Origin of the sequence: Streptomyces sp. NPDC058198 (genome assembly GCF_042882605.1) — a bacterium.
In the GTDB taxonomy this organism is placed as follows: Bacteria; Actinomycetota; Actinomycetes; order Streptomycetales; family Streptomycetaceae; genus Streptomyces.
This window is the reverse complement of the sequence record NZ_JBHVVP010000001.1, coordinates 215,019-232,960: the sequence shown is the minus strand read 5'-3', so window position 1 is coordinate 232,960 and position 17,942 is coordinate 215,019. Positions and strand designations below refer to the sequence as shown.

At 72.3% G+C, this 17,942-nt stretch carries 13 protein-coding genes; 11 read left to right on the top strand and 2 right to left on the bottom strand.

The genetic code is table 11. The features are described from left to right. The first annotated feature begins 47 nt into the window (after window positions 1-47). The 9 genes from ACFVWW_RS01000 to ACFVWW_RS00960 are packed head-to-tail and all read left to right on the top strand — an operon-like array spanning window position 48 to window position 14,594. On the top strand, window positions 48-2,282 hold the full coding sequence (locus ACFVWW_RS01000; protein ID WP_386875120.1) for a TOMM precursor leader peptide-binding protein: 2,235 nt from the start codon (window positions 48-50) through the stop codon (window positions 2,280-2,282). Beyond that, window positions 2,272-4,218 (top strand): TOMM precursor leader peptide-binding protein, encoded by a 1,947-nt coding sequence (locus ACFVWW_RS00995; RefSeq protein WP_386875118.1) that lies wholly within the window; start codon window positions 2,272-2,274, stop codon window positions 4,216-4,218. Before ACFVWW_RS01000 ends, ACFVWW_RS00995 begins: the two co-directional genes overlap by 11 nt. Before the next feature lie 37 nt (window positions 4,219-4,255). Next, a complete protein-coding gene (locus ACFVWW_RS00990) occupies window positions 4,256-5,854 on the top strand; it encodes a nitroreductase family protein (RefSeq protein ID WP_386875116.1) in 1,599 nt (532 codons plus the stop codon). Window positions 5,855-5,875: 21 nt separating this feature from the next. Beyond that, window positions 5,876-8,674: a lantibiotic dehydratase gene (locus ACFVWW_RS00985; RefSeq protein ID WP_386875114.1), complete on the top strand. Its 2,799-nt coding sequence runs from the start codon at window positions 5,876-5,878 to the stop codon at window positions 8,672-8,674. Continuing rightward, window positions 8,662-9,765, top strand: coding sequence for a lantibiotic dehydratase C-terminal domain-containing protein (locus ACFVWW_RS00980; RefSeq protein WP_386875113.1), 1,104 nt, complete (start codon window positions 8,662-8,664; stop codon window positions 9,763-9,765). The genes ACFVWW_RS00985 and ACFVWW_RS00980 overlap by 13 nt, the downstream gene beginning before the upstream one ends. Then, complete coding sequence (locus tag ACFVWW_RS00975) at window positions 9,762-10,874, top strand: peptidase M50 (protein WP_384189522.1); 1,113 nt, start codon at window positions 9,762-9,764, stop codon at window positions 10,872-10,874. Before ACFVWW_RS00980 ends, ACFVWW_RS00975 begins: the two co-directional genes overlap by 4 nt. A 29-nt stretch (window positions 10,875-10,903) precedes the next feature. After that, window positions 10,904-11,884, top strand: a complete 981-nt coding sequence (locus tag ACFVWW_RS00970; protein WP_384189524.1) for an ABC transporter ATP-binding protein — start codon at window positions 10,904-10,906, stop codon at window positions 11,882-11,884. Beyond that, complete coding sequence (locus ACFVWW_RS00965) at window positions 11,881-12,636, top strand: ABC transporter permease (protein WP_384189526.1); 756 nt, start codon at window positions 11,881-11,883, stop codon at window positions 12,634-12,636. Before ACFVWW_RS00970 ends, ACFVWW_RS00965 begins: the two co-directional genes overlap by 4 nt. After that, window positions 12,633-14,594 carry a TOMM precursor leader peptide-binding protein gene (locus ACFVWW_RS00960; protein WP_386875110.1) on the top strand — a complete coding sequence of 654 codons (1,962 nt, stop codon included), beginning with the start codon at window positions 12,633-12,635 and terminating at the stop codon, window positions 14,592-14,594. The genes ACFVWW_RS00965 and ACFVWW_RS00960 overlap by 4 nt, the downstream gene beginning before the upstream one ends. 78 nt (window positions 14,595-14,672) lie before the next feature. On the opposite strand, the gene ACFVWW_RS00955 is transcribed toward ACFVWW_RS00960, so the two are convergent. Beyond that, a complete protein-coding gene (locus ACFVWW_RS00955; RefSeq protein WP_066952405.1) occupies window positions 14,673-14,849 on the bottom strand; it encodes a thiazolylpeptide-type bacteriocin in 177 nt (58 codons plus the stop codon). Window positions 14,850-15,017: 168 nt separating this feature from the next. Here ACFVWW_RS00955 and ACFVWW_RS00950 point away from each other — a divergent pair, with 168 nt between their 5' ends. Beyond that, window positions 15,018-16,310: an amidohydrolase gene (locus tag ACFVWW_RS00950; protein WP_386875108.1), complete on the top strand. Its 1,293-nt coding sequence runs from the start codon at window positions 15,018-15,020 to the stop codon at window positions 16,308-16,310. A gap of 21 nt (window positions 16,311-16,331) precedes the next feature. Here the strand turns inward: ACFVWW_RS00950 and ACFVWW_RS00945 are convergent, their stop codons facing one another. Beyond that, entirely contained in the window at window positions 16,332-16,925 is a 594-nt protein-coding gene (locus ACFVWW_RS00945; RefSeq protein WP_386875106.1) for a helix-turn-helix domain-containing protein, read from the bottom strand. A 48-nt stretch (window positions 16,926-16,973) separates the two neighbouring features. On the opposite strand from ACFVWW_RS00945, the gene ACFVWW_RS00940 reads away from it, so the two are divergent. Beyond that, on the top strand, window positions 16,974-17,843 hold the full coding sequence (locus ACFVWW_RS00940) for a class I SAM-dependent methyltransferase (protein WP_386875104.1): 870 nt from the start codon (window positions 16,974-16,976) through the stop codon (window positions 17,841-17,843). The last annotated feature ends 99 nt before the right edge of the window (window positions 17,844-17,942 follow it).

Sequence of the window (17,942 nt, the reverse complement as noted above, 5' to 3'; positions counted from 1 at the left end):
CGAACGATCCGGCCACCTTGTCCAAAGCATCCAGGGGTGTCATTCACATGGGCTCAGCAACCTACGAAGCCGTTGCCGCGACCTGTCCGCGCATTCGCCGGGACGTGCTCTTCACCGAAACGCCGGAAGGAGTGCTGTTCCACAACGCGGACGGCGGGTTCCAGCTGACCGCCAGGTCCGCGTACCGTTTCGCCACGTTGATCGTGCCGCATCTCACCGGCGCGCACACGGTCTCCGACATCTGCCAGGGCCTCGGCGAGCAGCAGCGCGCCATGGTCGGCGAGCTGGTCAGGAACCTGTACGAGCGGGACTTCGCCCGCGCGGTCCCGCCGGCCGTGACCGACGCGCGGGAGACCCCGCCCGACGTGGCCCGGCGCTTCGCCCCGCAGATCGCCTACGTGGACCACTACGCCGACGACGCCGAGAGCCGCTTCCGGCGCTTCAGCACCGCACGCGTGGCCGTCCTCGGTGACGACCTCGTCGCCCGCTGGTGCGTACTCAGCCTGATCCGCAACGGCTGCTCCACCATCGGTGTGCAGCCGGGGCTCGACACGGAAGGCATCGAGGCCGAGGCGCGGGAAGCGGCGTCCGACGGCTGCCCGGTGGAGCTTCTGCCGCTCGGCGCCGACGACCCCCAGCAGCCCCTGGGCTGGGCGGACCTCCAGGCGTACGACATCGTCGTGGCGACCGGCGGACCGGCGGCGCCCCGGCGCCTGTTCCCGCTCCTGAAGGCCGGCGTGCCCGAGGGCCGCACCCTCCTGCCGGCCTGGTCCTACGGACACCACGCCGTCGTAGGACCGCTGATGACCGCCGGCGCCACCGGCTGCTGGGCCTGCGCGGTGCTGCGCATCGGATCCCACGACGAGGCGGCGGCGGCCGCCGACATCTGGAACAGCCTGGCGCTGCCCGGCGCCACCCCGGCCGGTGACCTCCCGAGCCGTCCCCTCGCCGCCATGATCGGCAACCTGCTCGGATACGAGATCTTCCGCATCACCACGGGCGCGCTGCCCGCCGAGACCGCGGGCCAGCTGGTCATCCAGGACATGAAGTCCCTCGACGTCACCTCGGAACCCCTGCTGCCGCACCCCCGCTGCCCGTTCTGCGCGAAGGCCGACGACAGCGACGTACAGGCCGCCACCGTGGACCTCACCACGGCCGGCAGCGACACGCTGCCGATGCCGACCGTGGCCACGGCCCGGGAGGCCGACGCCCTGGTGGAGGAGCTGAACCGCAAGACGGTCCTGGTCCGGCCGCGGGCCGGCGTCTTCACCCGGTTCGCCGACGAGCCGCTCACCCAGATACCGCTCAAGGCCAGCATCGTCGAGTTCGGCACCGGGCACACCGCACAGCGCCGTATCGCCGCCTTCGACGTGCACCATGTCGCGGGTGCCCGGCTGCGCGCGCTGAACGCGGCCGCCAAGGTGTACGCCGAGCATGTCGTGCCCGCCACCGAGGCCCTGACGGGCGATCAGCTCAGCGCCGTACGCACGGGCGTGCGCACCCTGGAGCCCGGCGCGCTGACCACCACCGGAGCCGGCGCCACCGGCGAGCAGGTGACCGCGTGGACCCCGGCCACCTCACTCCTCACCAAGGAACAGATCCTGGTGCCGTCCGCGGCGGTGCGGACCTTCGGACCGCACAACGCCGAGCGGCTGTTCGAGCCGTCCAGCGCCGGGACCGGCGCGGGAGCGACGATGACGGACGCGGCCGCCGACGGCCTGCTCTCCGCTCTCGCCCATGACGCGCTGAACAGGGTGCTGCGCGGGGGCACGGCGAGCCGGATCCCGCTCGACGCGCTGACGGACGGCGCGGCGGCCGACGCCGAACTCACCTTCCTCATCCGCTCCGCCGCCGTCCTCGACGTCGACCTCGAACTGCTCGACCTGGGCGAGAGCGGCCGCTCCGGCGTCCATGTGCTGCTCGCCAGGGGCGCCGGCGGCTGGGCCATCGGCAGCCGGACAGGACGGCAGAGCGCCGCCGCCGACGCCGTACGCGATCTGCTCGGGAAGGTGCAGCTCGACCGCGAGGAGACGGCCGCGCTGTTCGACACCGGAGACCCGCTCCTGCGCGACCTCGACGCGACGACGATCGACGCGTCAGCTCCCGTGGACACGGCGAGCGCCGGGGACGACGGGACGACGCCCTGGTCCGAGGTCCTCGACCGGCTCCAGGCGGCGGGCCGCGACGCCCTCGTGGTGCCCACCGGCTCCGCGGACCTGGCCGTCGCCGGCATCAGAACCGCCCGCGTGCTCCTCACCACGGAGGCATCTCGTGGCGCTTAGCACGCCCGACGCATGCCCGGACGACCTCGCGGTCCTCCCCCTGGAGGACCTGCTGGGACGCGCCCTGGGCGAGCTCGGCGGCCCAGGGGTGAGCGTCACCGCACTCGGCACGCGCGACGCGTTCGCCCCCGGGGACCACACCCGTCCGCCGGAGCCGGAGATCCCGGTGCACCTGTACGGACAGCACGCCGTCATCGGTCCGCTGCCCGGCGCCGACGGCGGATCGGCGGGCTGCTCCCACTGTCTGGCCCGCCGCTGGCAGGCCGTACGGTCCGTGGCGCTGCGCGACGCCCTCGAACTGGGCGGCGAGACCCGGGCGGCGGGGGAGTGGCCCTACGCCACACCGTTCGCGGCCGACGCCATCGCCGCGCTCGTCACCGCCCTGCGGCAGCGGCCCCCCACCGCCGACGGGCCGTTCCCCGAGATCCGGCTCATGGACCTGCGCACCCTGTCGGTGCGCCACTACCCCCTCGTACCCGACCCCGAATGCCCGCGCTGCGCCGCGCCACGGACCGACACCTCCGAGGCCGCCCGCATCACCCTGCGGCCGGCCCCCAAGCACAAGCCAGGCGCGTTCCGGCTGCGCCCCATCGAGTCGTACGACATCGACGTCGCGGCCTTCGCCAACCCGGTGTGCGGCGCGCTGGGGCCCTCCGTGGTCCACGACGTCTCCTCCACCTCCACCTCCGCGACCATCGGCTGCTTCTCGATGCGCTCCGGCGAGTATCTGCGCGAGACCTTCTGGGGCGGCCACGCGGACTCCTTCGCCACCAGCAACCGCATCGGCGTCCTTGAGGGAATGGAGCGGTACGCCGGAATGCGGGCGCGCTCCCGGATCACCAGCGTCACCGGAACGCTGGACCAGTTCGGCGCCGACGCGGTCGACCCCCGCGAAGTGGGCCTCTACTCCGCGGCCTTCTACCGCGACAACCCCCGGGTGCGCCCGTTCGCCCCCGACCGTGAGATCCCCTGGGTCTGGGGCCACTCCCTGCGCGACGACACGCCGCGTCTGGTGCCGGAAGTGCTGACGTACTATCACGCACCCGGTCTGGAGAACCGGTTCGTGCAGGAGAGCTCCAACGGCTGCGCCTCCGGCGGATGCCTGGAAGAGGCCATCTACTTCGGCCTGATGGAAGTCATCGAGCGCGACGCCTTCCTGCTCACCTGGTACGGACAGCAGCCCCTGCCCGAGATCGACCCGGCCACCAGCACCCGGGCGAGCACCCGGCACATGGTCGACCGGCTGGCGATGTACGGCTACCGGGCCCGGTTCTTCGACACCCGCGTCACCTTCCCGATCCCGGTGGTCACCGCCGTGGCGGAACGCTTCGACGGCGGCCCCGGCCGGATGTGCTTCGGCGCCGGCGCCGGACTCGACCCCGAATCGGCACTGGACTCGGCGCTCTGCGAGATCGCGACCGACGCCGTGAACCTTCAGGGCCGCACCGAGCGCGACGAACCCCGGCTGCGCGCCATGGCCGCGGACTTCGACCAGGTGACAGCGCTGCACGATCACCCGCTGGTCTACGGCGTACCGGAGATGGGCGAGCACGCCGCCTTCCTCCTCGACGGACGCGGCCCGCTCGGGGACGGCGCCCCGCCCGCCCCGCGCGCCGTCCGTGATCTGCGCTGGCCGGACGCTTCGGGAGCCGCCGCCTCCCAGGACCTCCGCGAGGACCTGCGGCGCTGCGTCGAGGCGGTGACCGGCGCCGGCTTCGACGTCGTGGTCGTGGACCAGACGATGCCCGAGCAGCGCACGCTGGGGCTGCACACCGTCAGCGTCCTCGTCCCCGGACTGCTGCCGATCGACTTCGGCTGGTCCCGGCAACGCGCCCGCACCATGCCCCGGTTGCGCACCGCCCTGCGTACGGCGGGACTGCGCGACCACGACCTGGGGCCGGACGACTTCAACCCGGCACCCCACCCCTTCCCGTAACCCACGTCCAGCAGAGACCAGCAGAGAGGAGGGTCCAGTGGGCTACGCCCATGACTATGCGGAAGCGATCATGCATCGCGGCCGGATCCCGATGGAGCCCGCCGATTTCGTCCCCGACTGGGCGGATCGGCCGAGGAAGGCCAAGTTCTACCCCGGCGTCGAGTCGTTCCCGCTGCCGGACGCGGACGTCCCCGCCGCCGCGACCGCCGCGGCCGGCTGCCTGCCCGCCGGGGAAGCCGGGGAGCCGGCCGGGGAGCTGCCGTTCACGCTGGACTCGCTGTCCGGAATGCTGCGGGACTCCTACGGGCTGACGGGACGCCGGCTCGGCGTCCAGACCAACACCGACCTGGCGGCGCTTCCGCACTACTCCCAGGCCAACTGGTCACGCGGCACCGCCTCCGGCGGAGGGCTGTACCCGGTCAGTGTCTACTGGGTCTCAGGACCCAGCGGGCCGGCCGCCCCGGGCATCCACTACTACTCCGCGCCGCATCACTCCATGCAGCGCCTGCTCGCCGGTGATGTGACCGGCGAGGTACGCGCGGCGCTCGGCGAGGGAGCGGCCGGCACCGACAGCGACCAGTTCCTGGTCCTGGGCATCAAGTACTGGCAGAACGCGTTCAAGTACAACAGTTTCTCCTTCCACGCGGTCAGCATGGATCTCGGCGCGATCCTCCAGACCTGGCGTATCTGGGCCCGCTCGCAGGGGCTGAAGGTCGAACCCGCCCTGTGGTTCGACGAGGCGAGGCTGAGCCGTCTGCTGGGCGTGGACAACGAGGAGGAGGGCATCTTCGCCGTCGTCCCGCTGACCTGGGAGGGCGCGCGGCCCACCGCCGTCGAGCTCCCCGCGCCCCCGGCCATCGCGCACACCGACACCGAGCGCTCCCGCACCGTCCTGCGCTTCGAGACCCTCCAGCGCATCCACGCCGCGACCGCCGAAGCCGCCACCGACCGGCCCGCACCGGGTGCGCTCGACCCGGCGGCCACCGTCCTGCCGGCCGGTATCGGCGCGCCCGTGACGCTGCCCGAGCCCCAGCTGCCGCGGGTGAGCGTGCGCACCGCGCTGCGGGAGCGCCGCAGCAGCTTCGGGCGCTTCGACGCCAGTAGCGCCGTCACCCCCGCGCAGCTGTCCGCCACCCTCGGCGCCTGCGCCGCCGCCTCACTGGGCAGCGACGCCGAGCGGGCCGACGCGCCGGGACTCGTCACGCTGTACGCCTTCGTCAACCATGTCGAGGGCGTCGAACCGGGCGCGTACGCCTACGACCCCGCCACGCATGCCCTGCGCCTGGTGGTGCCGGGAGCGCCGGGACCGTTCCTCCAGCGCAACTACTTCCTGTCGAACTACAACCTGGAGCAGGCGGGCGCGGTGATCGTCCCCACCATGCGGACCACCGCCGTCCTCGACGCCGTCGGCGACCGCGGATACCGGCTGGTCAACGGCACGATCGGCGCCATCGCCCAGACCTTCTACACCGCGGCCTCCGCCCTCGGGCTCGGCGCGGGCGTGGCCCTGGGCTTCGACAACATCTCGTACATCGAGGAACTCGCCCTCGAGGGCAGCGGCGAGGCTCCCCTGCTGATCATGCTGCTGGGCAACGAGCGGCCGCAGCCCGCCGACTTCCGCTACGAGATCGCCTGACCGGGGATGGGGAAAACTGCCATGACACCGGGCACGAGTACGACCACGAGTACGACAGAGACCAGCTGGGAACCCGGCCGCCGGTTCATGCTGCGCGTCGCGGGACTCCCGGTCGAGTCCGTGCACGCCCTGCGCTGCGGGGACAGCCGCCGCTGGGCGGACGACGTCCTCGCCGCCGAGGAGCGGCTGCGCACCCGCGGAGCAGAACTCAGCGACATCCTGCACGAGGTGGTGAAGTCCACCGATGTCTCCCCGGACGGGGAGGGCGGGACGCAGCGCCGTGAACTGCTCGCCCTGCGCCGCCAGATCTTCAACAACCGGCTGCCCGCCGCGCCCGACGCCGCGGCGCGGCTGGTCGCGGGGCTCGACCCCCGCGCGGCGGAGCTGACCGCCGACTGGGTACGGGACCGGCAGCACCTGGAGAAGCTGCGCGCCGAGGGAGCGCCGCTGCTCGCCGCCGACTTCGACAGGACCAGGGCCGCGCTGCGCGGCCTGCTGGCCGAGGACCGGCTGCGCTGCGGTCTCCTGCTGGCCTCCCCGACCCTGGAGGGACAGCTCGACGCCTACGTCGGCAAGGCCGCCTCCGGCGTACGGCCCGACAAGCGGATGCGGAAGATCGAACGGTCGGTGCTGTCGTACCTGTACCGGACGGCGTGCAAGACCAGCCCGTTCAGCACCTTCACCGGTGTCGCCACCGGCGTCTTCGGCGAAGGCGGCGGCGCGGGCGCGGGCGACGACGCCACGATCCGGATCGACGAGGAGTGGTCGAGCCATCCGCGGCTCAACGTCGTCGTGCTGGGCCGGCTCGCCGAGCTCGTCCTCGCCGACCCCGCGCGCCGCGGCGACCTGCCCGTGCGGCTGGCCTCGGGCTGGGAGCGCGACGACGACCGGATCCGGTACGTACGCCAGTGGACGACCGCGGGCGACGACTCGGCCGCGGTCACCTTCGACGCGGTCAAGGACCGGCTGTTCTTCCTGCGCCGCAGCGGGACGCTGGACCGGCTGCTCGGTCTCTTCGACGGGCGCGCCGAGCTGCGCTACCACGAGCTGGTGGACTGGCTCCGCACCGAGCACGACGCCGAGCCCGCCCAGTGCGAGACCTATGTGGCGGCGCTGCTCCAGCTCGGCATGGTGCGGGTGCCGTGCCTGGACACCGATGTCCACAGCCCCGAACCGCTGCGTTCCTTCCAGAGCGCCCTGAGCGCCCTCGACCGCCCCTGGGCCGACGCTCTGGCCGCCGCGCTCGACGGTCCGCTGCGCACCATCGACCGCTTCCCCTCGGCGGGCCGCGCCGACCGGGTGGCCCTGCTGCGCGAACTGCGCGCCGGACTGCTGGCCGCCCAGGCGCTGCTGAGCACCGGAGAGACAACACTGCCGCAGACGCTGCTGTACGAGGACGTGAGCGCGGGCCGCGACGTGACCTGCGGTCTCGGCGCGTGGACCGAACCGGCCGGCGGCGCGCTGCGCTCCGTCGAGCGGATCCTCCCCGCCTTCGACCTGACGCTTCCCCAGCGCGTCACCTTCAAGGGCTTCTTCCTGGCGCGCTACGGCCGCGGCGGCCGGTGCGACGACCTCCTGGGACTCGTCCACGACTTCCACGAGGACTTCTTCGACCAGTACCTCTCGTTCGCCGGCAAGCGCCGGCCGTTCGACGACCAGGGCGAGTACACACCGGAGGAGAACTGGCTCGGCCTGCCGGGCATCCGCGCGATCGACGCGGCGCGGAAGACGTTCATCTCCCGGATGCGCCAGGCCTGGGCGGAGTGCGGTGACGCGACCGAGATCCATCTCGGGGAGAGCGACCTCGCGCCGGTGGCGGACGAACTCGCCCCGGTCGCGACGGACTTCGCACCGCAGTGCCACCATCTTCAGCTGACCCGCAGGGACGGCGACCCGCTGATCGTGCTCAACCGCTCGTACGGCGGTCTCTCCTTCCCCTTCAGCCGCTTCACCCATGTCTACGACACTGACCCGGACGGCTCACCGGAGACGCCGGAGGCACCCGGGGCCTTCTCCCCGGCCCTGCGGGACACCGCCTCGGCCATCACCCCCGAGGGGGCGGTCCTGGCCGAGATCACCGGGGGCGCCGTCACCAGCAACCTCAACCTGCACAGCCCGCTGACCGACTACGAGATCGTCTGCCCCGGCGAATCCAGTACCGTCCCCGAGGAACGGCGCATCCACCTCGACGACCTGTACGTCGAGCACGACGCGGACACGGACCGGCTGGTCCTGCGCTCCGAGCGGCTCGGCCGCGAGGTCGTCCCCGTCTACCTGGGCTATCTCGTGCCGCTCGCCCTGCCCGAGATTCCGCGCACCCTGCTGCTGATGTCCCCGACCTCGATGGCGCCCCTGGACCTGTGGGGAGGCGTCCCGGAGGGCGAGGCGCGGGGCGGAGTGACCTCACGGCCCCGGGTGCTGCACGGCAATGTCGTCCTCAGCCGCCGCAGCTGGGCCACGACGGCCGGCGCCCTGCCCGCCCGCCGGCCCGGCACCGGTGATCAGGACTGGTTCCTCGACTGGCAGCGCTGGCGGCGCGAGCACGAACTGCCCGACCAGGTCTTCGCCACCGTGTCCAGCGGACCGAGGGGCGGCGCCGGAGCCAAGCCCCAGTACGTGGACTTCCACAGCTGTCTCTCCCTCACCGCCCTCGAAGCGCTGCTGACGAACCCGGACGACCGCGTCGTACTGCGGGAGATGCTGCCCGCCGAGGACGGGCTGCACGTGCGGTCCGGGCGCGGCAGCCATGTCGCCGAGCTGGCCGTGGAGACCTTCACCTCGACCCGACGTACGAAGGGCGCACCGACATGCCAGAGCTGACCCCCGGTCCCAGTACCGGGACCGGCGCCGGACCCGAGACGGCGCGCGCCGCGGGCGACTGGCAGGCCATCCACATCTTCTACGCGGCCAACCCGCAGCCCCTGCTGGTGAACTGCGTCCGGCCGCTGGTGGCGGAACTGACCGCCGATTCCCTCCTGGCCGGCCATTTCTTCATCAACTACTGGCTGGAGGGGCCGCACGTCCGCCTCCGGCTCCGGCCGGTCGACGCGGACGCCACCGCGGAGGTGCGCCGCCGCGCCGAGGAGGCCATCAGCGGCTTCCTGCGCGCCCGGCCCGCCCTCTACGAGGTCGACTCCGGCTTCCTCAACGAGTTCTACAACACCCTCTTCGAGATCGAGTTCCCCGAGGGCGACCGCGGCGAGTTCATGGACGCGGACGGCAGGATGAACCTGCGGCCCAACAACTCCTTCTCGTACGAACCGTATGAGCCCGAGTACGGCAAGTACGGCGGCCCGGCCGGCATCGAGCTCGCCGAGTGGCACTTCGCCCACTCCAGCGACCTCGTCATGGACGCCTTCCGCACCATGAACCTGCATCTGCGCACCGTGCTGCTCGGAACCTCCGCCCAGCTGATGATGGTCATGGCGGGCTGCTTCCTGCCCGACCGGGAAGAACTCGGCGGCTATCTGGACCGCTACTACGAGTTCTGGCACAACGCCTTCCCCGGGACCGGCTTCATCGGTTCGAAGGAGTACGACAAGAACTACGCCGGGATGGCCCCCGGCCTCGGCCGCCGCTTCGAGGGGATCCGGCAGGCCGTCCACACCGGTGACCTGAGCCGGCTGCCCGCCTTCCTGCGCGGCTGGGCCGAGCACTGCCTCGAACTGCGCGCGCGGGCCGAGGACCTGATCACCCGGGGCGAGCTGGTGTTCCGCTCCTGGGACGGTACGCGCGACGAGCAGGTCACCGACCCCGCCGTGGCGCTGCCGCTGCTGCTGTCCCCGTACATGCATATGACGAACAACCGGCTGCATGTGACGATCCGCGACGAGGCCTACCTCTCGCACGTCCTCGGCAGGGTCCTGCGCGAGGACCCCGCCGGCGCACCCGCCCCGGCGGCGATCCCATGACCGCCACACCCGGGGAACTCCTCTCCCACCGTCCGGCGCTGCGCCCGGACATCCTGCTCAGCCCCGCCCTGCTGCACGGCCCGGCCACCGTCCACCTGATCAAGGAGCCGGACAGCGGCGCGGCCTTCGAGGTCGGCGTGAAGGAGTACTTCCTCATCTCCCGGCTCGACGGCGTCCGCAGCCTGGGAGAGATCGGAGGGGAGTACGCCGAGGCGTTCGGGAAGCGTCTCGCCGAGGCGCACTGGCAGCAGCTCCTGAAGCTGCTCGGCACCCGCGGGCTGCTGGCCGGGGCGCCGCCCCGGCCGGCGCCGGCCGCCCCGGCGGCCACCCCGCTCAACGGCACCCTGCTGCGGGGCACGCTGCGGCTGGTCGCCGACGCCGACGCCACCACCGGCCGCCTCCACCGGCGGCTGCGCCCCGTCCTGCGAGCCCCGGTACTGCTCCCGCTGACCGGGCTCATGGTGGCGATGGAGGTCCTGCTCGCGGCGAACCTGCCGGAGCTGGGCCGTGACACCTGGTGGCTGGTCCGGCAACCCGTCGCGCTGGTGGCGGTGTTCACCCTGCTGTGGCTGAGCACGGCGCTGCACGAACTGGCCCATGGCGTGAGCGCCCGGCACTACGGGGGCACCGTCAGCGAGATCGGGCTGCGCTGGCGGCTGCCGGCGGCCGTCATGTACTGCACCGTCGACAACTACCGCTATCTGCGCACCCGGTGGCACCAGTTCGCCGTCGCGGGCGCCGGCGCCTTCGCCAACCTGCTGTTCCTGCTGCCCTTCCTGGCCTGGTGGGCCGCGCTGCCCGAGGGTGACCCCACCCGCCGGGTGCTGTCCGGTCTGCTGCTTCTCGGCAGCGTCCAGGCACTGGTCAACCTGCTCCCCTTGCCTCCGCTCGACGGTTACACCATGCTCGGCCACGCCCTGCGCGTCTCCCAGCTCGGGCCGGAGAGCGGGCGGTACCTGCGGCTCTGCTTCAGCGACCGGCCGGCCGCCGCCGCGTACCCGCGCCGGGCCCGCGTCCTCTATCTCTGCTACGGGCTGGGATCGACTCTTCTCGTCGTCCTCATCCTCGCGGCCCTGGCAACAGGCCTCTACTTCCACCTAGTTCACTGACCCACAACCCCCGAGGGGCGCAAAACCACATGAGCGAGGCCAGGACCATGGCGTCCGTGCCGCACGAGGCAGCCACCGGCGCAGCGATCGTCGTCGAGGAGATACGCAAACGATACGGGGACCGGCAGGCGGTCGACGGGGTATCACTCCAGGTGAACCGCGGGGAGTTCTTCGGACTCCTCGGCCCCAACGGCGCGGGCAAGACCACCCTCGTCGAGATCATGGAGGGCCTGCGCCAGGCGGACTCCGGAACCGTGACGGTTCTCGGGCAGTCGCCCTGGCCCCGGAACGTGGCGCTGCTGCCGCGGCTGGGTGTGCAGACCCAGTCCTCCGCCTTCTTCGTACGCCAGACCGCGCGCGAACACCTCCGCACGGTCGCCGCGCTGTACGGGGCGGGCCGCGAGGACGCCGACCGCACTCTCGGCATGGTCGGGCTGGCCGAACAGCGCGACGTCATGGTCGAGAACCTCTCCGGCGGCCAGCGGCAGCGCCTGGCCATCGCCTCGGCGCTCGTCCACGACCCCGAGCTGATCTTCCTGGACGAACCCACCGCCGCCCTGGACCCGCAGGCCCGCCGCGATCTGTGGAAGGTGCTGCGCGAGCTCAAGAGCGAGGGCCGCACCATCGTCTACACCACCCACCATCTGGACGAGGCCGAGGCCCTGTGCGACCGGGTGGCGATCCTGGTCGCCGGCTCCGTCGTCGCCCTGGACTCCCCGCACCACCTGGTGAGCGCCGCCGCGGCGCCGACGCGGGTGATGATCCCCACCGAGCGGATGAGCGAGGCGGACGCGACCGCCATTCCCGGCGTCGACCGGGTCACCGTGCAGGGCGGCTCCCTCGTCCTGGAGACGGCGGTCTCCGGGAAGGTCCTCCAGGCGGTCGACGCGCTCACCGGCCTCGACGGCGTCCAGACCCGCACCGCCACCCTCGAGGACGTCTACCTCGAACTCACCGGCACCCCCATCGCAGCCACTGACGAGACCGACGACACGGAGCAGCAGGGATGAGCGCGTACGCAGCACTGACGGGGGCCGGCTACCGGGCGCAGATCCGGGACAAGGCCACTCTCTTCTTCACCTTCGCCTTCCCGCTGCTCTTCCTGGTCGTCTTCGGGCTGATCTTCCGGGGCCAGGAGGTGGAGGAGACCGGCCGCCCGTACATCTCCTACATCGCGCCGGGCGTCATGTCCTGGGGCGTCGCCAACGCCGCTGTCTTCGGGGTGGCGTTCACCCTGATGCAGTGGCGCCGCGACGACCTGCTGCGGCTGATCCGGATGACCCCCACCCGGCTGCCCTCGGTCCTGGGCTCCCGCTATGTCATCGCCATCGGGGTGGGCGTCGTCCAGGCGGTGGTGTTCATCGCGGTGGCGATGCTGCCGCTCTTCGGCATGCGGCTGGACGGCCGGTGGCCGCTGGCGCTGCCCGTGCTGGTGCTCGGCATCACCGCGTTCCTCACCATCGGTGTCGTCATCGGCTCCTACGCCGACACCCCCGAGGCGGTCGCCGCCATCGCCAACTTCCTCATGGTGCCGATGGCGTTCCTCTCCGGATCCTTCCTGCCGCTCGACATGATGCCGTCCTGGCTGCAGTCCGTCTCGCGCGTGCTGCCACTGCGCTACCTCAACGACGCGGTGTCCGCGGCCCTCTCCGGCCGCGGCGGTCTCGACGACATCGCCCTGGGCTGCGGGGGACTGGTCGTGTTCACCGTCATCTTCGGCGCGCTCGCGCTGAAGACCTTCCGCTGGAGCAACTCGACATGACGACGGACACGACCGCCTCGCCGGCCGCGGTACGGGACGGCACACCGCTGGAGACGGCACGGGCGCAGCTGCAGCTGGCCCTCGCCGAACGGCTCGCCCCGGCCGGCGGCCCGACGGTGGTGCCGCTGGGCGCCGGTGATGTCCTCGGCCACCGCGGCGACGACCGCTTCGCGGACGTGCGCGCCACCTCCACCGTCCATCTCACCGCCCAGGCGGTGCTGGTGGGGCCCTGGGGCGGCGACGGCAGCGCCCCCGCGTGCGGCCAGTGCCTGGCCATGCGCTGGCAGCGGCTGCGCACCCGCACCGAGCGGGACGCCCTGGAGACCGGAAAGCGGACCAGCGCGGCCGGCGACTGGCCGTGGCTCACCCCGTACGCCCTCGACGCGGTGGACGCCCTCTACCGCGCGGTCGTCCTCTCCGACAGCGTGCTCCCACCGGGGCCCGGCGCGGCCGACCGGAGCCTGCCGCAGGTGTCCCGGCTCGACCTCACCACGCTCGAGGTGCGGACGTACCCGCTGTTCACCGATCCGCTCTGCCCGCACTGCGGGCCGCGCGGCACCGACAGCCCCGACCAGGCACGCCTGGGACTGGTGAGCCGGCCCAAGCCCGCTCCCGACGCCTACCGGCTGCGCGCGGCGTCGTCCTACCCGATGCCGACCCTGGCCCTGGCCAACCCCGTCTCCGGGGTGCTCGGCTCCGGCACCTGGATCAATGTCACCTCGCCCACCACCGCGCCCGTCGCCGGCAGTGTCTTCATGCGCGGATACGCGGGCCTGACCGATGTCACCTGGAGCGGCCAGGCCAACGGCTTCGACGCCAGCCGTGACCTCGCCTATCTGGAAGGCCTGGAACGGTACGCCGGAACCCACCGGCGCACCGGCACCACGCTGCTCACCGCGGCCTACAGCGCCCTCGGCGACGACGCCCTCGACCCCGCCGAGTGCGGCTTCTACGCGCCCGAGACCTACCGCGACGACCCGATGGTCAGCCCCTTCGACCCCGACCGGCCCATTCCCTGGGTCTGGGGATACTCCCTGCGCGACGAACGGCCGGTCCTCGTACCGGCGCGGCTCGTCCACTACAGCGCGGGCCTGGCCTCGGACAACTTCGTCTTCGAATGCTCCAACGGCTGCGCCATCGGCAGCTGTCTGGAGGAGGCGGTCCTCGGCGGTCTGCTCGAACTCATCGAGCGGGACGCCTTCCTGGTCGCCTGGTACGGAGCCACCCCGCTCACCGAGATCGCACTCGACTCGATCGGTGACAGGACGGTCCGCACCATGATCGAGCGGGCCGGTCTGCAAGGCTATGACGTGCATGCCTTCGACAACCGGATCGACCTCGCGGTACCGGTCGTCACCGGCCTGGCCGTACGGCGCGACGGCGGCCCCGGCACCTTCTCCTTCGGCGCGGGCGCGAGCCTGGATCCCGCGGCGGCGCTGGAGGGAGCCCTGTCCGAGGTGCTTACCTACATCCCGCACCTGCCCCGCCAGGTCGAGGAGCGGCGCGGCGAACTGGAGGCCATGGCCGAGGACTTCGGGAAGGTCCTGCATCTGAAGGACCACGCCCAGCTCTACGGTCTGCCGCGCATGGCCGAACATGTCCGTACGTACCAGGAGCCGGCCGCCGTCCGGCCGATGGCGGAGGTCTACCGCAGCTGGGAGGAGCGGGACCGGCCGCGCACCGGCGACCTGCGCGACGATGTGACGCACTGCCGGGACGAGCTCGTACGGGCGGGGCACGATGTCATCGTCGTCGACCAGACCACCCCGGAACAGCACCGCATAGGGCTGCGCACGGTGTCCACGATCGTCCCCGGCCTGCTGCCGATCGACTTCGGCTGGACGCGCCAGCGGGCTCCGCACCTGCCACGCCTGCGCACCGCCGCCCACCGGGCGGGGCTGCGCGGCACGGAGCTGACCGAAGCGGAGATCCGCAAGGTGCCACATCCGTTCCCGTAACCCCCATGCACGCACAAAAACGAGCGGCCCCTGCGCGGAAGGTAGCAGGGGCCGCTCGTCGTGAGCGAAGCGCGAAAATCAGGCGCTGCAGGAGGTGGTGCTGGTGGTGGAGGAGCAGGTCGACGTCGAGCTGCAGCTCGTGGAGCCCGCGAGAACGACCTCGCTCGCGTCCGAGTAGTCCGAGATCTCGAAGGTCTCCGACTCGAGCTCCATGATCTCGTCGGCGAGGGAGGCGAGGATGCTCTTGTCAGCCATGGGGACTCCTTGGGGGAAGCCTGGCCACCGGGGGGCTCCCCGGGGGTCCGTCGTCGTGCTGCGCACCATTCCAGCCGACCCCGCTGGCAGATCGGCAGGTCTTCCACTGACCGCGCTCGTCAGTGGTCTGTTCGTCAGGTGCCTGGCCGGTGGCGCACCATGTACCGCGTGAGCCCCGTCGCGTACACCGCAGAGAACACAGCCGTCCTGGACGGGGTGCGGGAGGTCCTCCGCCCGGCGGTCGCCTTCTACCTGGATCTGCACCGCCACCCCGAACTCTCCGGCGAGGAGCGGCGCACGGCCGCCCGGCTGGGGGAGTGGCTGCGGGACGCGGGGTACGAGGTCACGGGCGAGGTCGGCGGCCACGGAGTCGTCGGAGTCCTGCGCAACGGGGACGGGCCGCGCGTCATGATCCGCGCCGAACTCGACGCGCTGCCCCTGCGGGAGCGGACCGGCCTTCCGTACGCGAGTGAGGGCCCGGCCATGCACGCCTGCGGACACGACCTGCACACCGCCGCGGCGGCGGGAGCCGCGTCCCTGCTGGCCCGCGCCAGGGACAGCTGGCGCGGGACCGTGGTGATCGTCGGCCAGCCGGCCGAAGAGACCCTCGCGGGAGCGCGGGCCATGCTGGAGGACGGGCTGTACGAGCGCTTCGGGCGGCCCGACATCGTGCTCGCCCAGCACACCGCCCCACTGCCGGGAGGCATGGTCGCCCATGCCTACGGCCCGATGCTGGCCGGAAGCGTCAGCTTCGAGGCGGTCATCCACGGCCGGGCCGGCCACGCCGGCACCCCGCAGCTGGCGGTGGACCCCGTGCTCACCGGGGCCGCCGCGGTCCTGCGGCTCCAGGGCGCGGTGTCACGCGAGTCGGCCCCCACCGAGTCCGTCGTGCTCAACGTGGGCTCCTTCCACGCGGGGACCGGCAACAACCTCGTCCCGGACCGGGCGACGCTCGGCATCACCGTCCGCGCCCTGTCGGAGCGCGCGCTCGACCGGATGGCCGGCGCGGTGGAACGGATCGTCAGGGCCGAATGCGCCGCGTCCGGTTGCCCGCGTGACCCGGAGATCACGGTCGTGTCCCGCTCCCCGGTCACCCACCCCGACCCGGCGGCCACGGCCGCCGTGCGCGAGGCCCATCTGCGCCTCTACGGCCCCGAGCGCGTCGCCGCCTGGCCGCCGGCCATGGCGACCGAGGACTTTCCGCTCTACGGGGACGCGGGAACGTCCCTGCACGGAATGCCGGGCATTCCGCTGTCCTACTGGATGCTCGGCGCGGTGGGCCCCAAGGCGTGGTCGGAGACCCCCGGCGCCGCCGAGGAGAAGCTTGCCGCCCTCCCGCCCAACCACTCACCGGAGTTCGCGCCGGACGTCCGCACCACGCTTCCCACCGGCATCACGGCGCTGACGAGCGCGGCCCTGTCCTGGCTGAGGACCGGCGCCCCGGCGGCGGACAGGGGCTGAAGCCGCCCGACGGCCCCCCGCCTATGGGCCGGGGTGCTGACCGCACGGGTGGAGGTGGGCGCGTTCACCGTCGTGGTCGAGGATGATGAGGATCTCGACCGGGCCGTCGTGGGCTCCGATGGCGTGCGGAACCATGGTGGAGAACTCCGCAGCGCTGCCGGGCTCGACCAGGATGGTCCGTTCCCCCAGTTGCAGGCGAGCAGTTCCCGACAGCACCGTGAACCAGTCCCGGCCGGGATGCACGCCCATCTCACCGATGCCGACCGGCCGCGAAGGCGCGGTGATACGCATCTTGGCGACGGTCACGCCGTGCGGTGCCCGCTCCCGGGTGAGCATCCAGGTGGTCACCCCGCGCACATGGTCGCGTTCCGGCCTGATCACCACGTCGTCGTCATCGACGGACTCCACCAGCTGGTCCAGGGTGGTGCCCAGGGCCCGGGCGATGGGCACCAGCTGATCGAGGGCGATCCGTCGGTGACCGGTCTCGATACGGCTCAGGGTGGAAGGGCTCAGGTAGCAGCGGGCGGCGAGGGCATCCAGCGACCAGCCCCGGGCCAGGCGCAGTCCTTTGATCCGCCGGCGGATCAGGCTGTCGAGATCCGGTTCTTGCGTCATAGGCAAGAGCTTATGCCATTCACGCATGGGGCTCGTAGGGTCGCACCCATGGAACTCCGCGATCACACTCACCACCACCCGCACGGTCCGCACCAGGGGGGCGACTCGGCGGCGATGGCCGAGCTGCTGGATCTGGACGCCGCCGTCCTGCACTCCTATCTGTCCGACGTGACCAGCTGGATTCAGCGGCAGGCCACGGACGTACCGCTGCGCCGCATCCTGGATCTGGGCGCCGGAACCGGGACCGGGACCATCGCCCTGGCCCGGCGCTTCGGCGCAGCCGAGGTGATCGCCGTGGACCGGGCCGAGGAGCTGCTGACCCGCGTCCGGGCCAAGGCCGCGGACCTCAAGATCGCCGACCGTGTCCGTACGGTCCGGGCCGATCTGGACGCGGCCTGGCCCGCCGTCGAACCGGTCGACCTGGTGTGGGCGTCCAACTCACTGCACGAAATGGCCGCCCCCGACCGGGTGTTCAAGGACGCCTTCGCCGCGATCCGCCCCGGTGGCCTGCTGGCCGTGGCCGAGATGGACGCACTGCCCCGGTTCCTGCCCGAGGACATCGGCCTGGGACGCCCTGGCCTCGAATCACGCTGCCACGAGGCCCTGGAACAGGAGCGGGGCGACACGCAACCGCGCCTCGGTCCTGACTGGGGCCCGCATCTTGAGCGGAGCGGCTTCGCGATCCTCGGCAAGCGGACGTTCACGATCGACCTGACACCCCCGCACCCGCCCGCCACCGGCCACTACGCTCACGCGTACCTGCGCCGTATCCGGCCGGTGCTCGAAGGCCGGATGGCCGCCGACGACCTGGCCGCCCTCGACACGCTCCTCGACAGTGACGGACCCGACGGCGTCCTGCACCGCCACGACCTGGTCGTCCGTGGCACCAGAACCGCGTGGGTCGCCCGCCGCCCGTGAGCCGGTCACCACGGGGCGGGTGACGGGGCGTCGGGGGCGGTGCGGCGGGAGGTGACGCGGGGGCGGATCATGAACCCCGAGGTGTCACAGTCTGCCGGA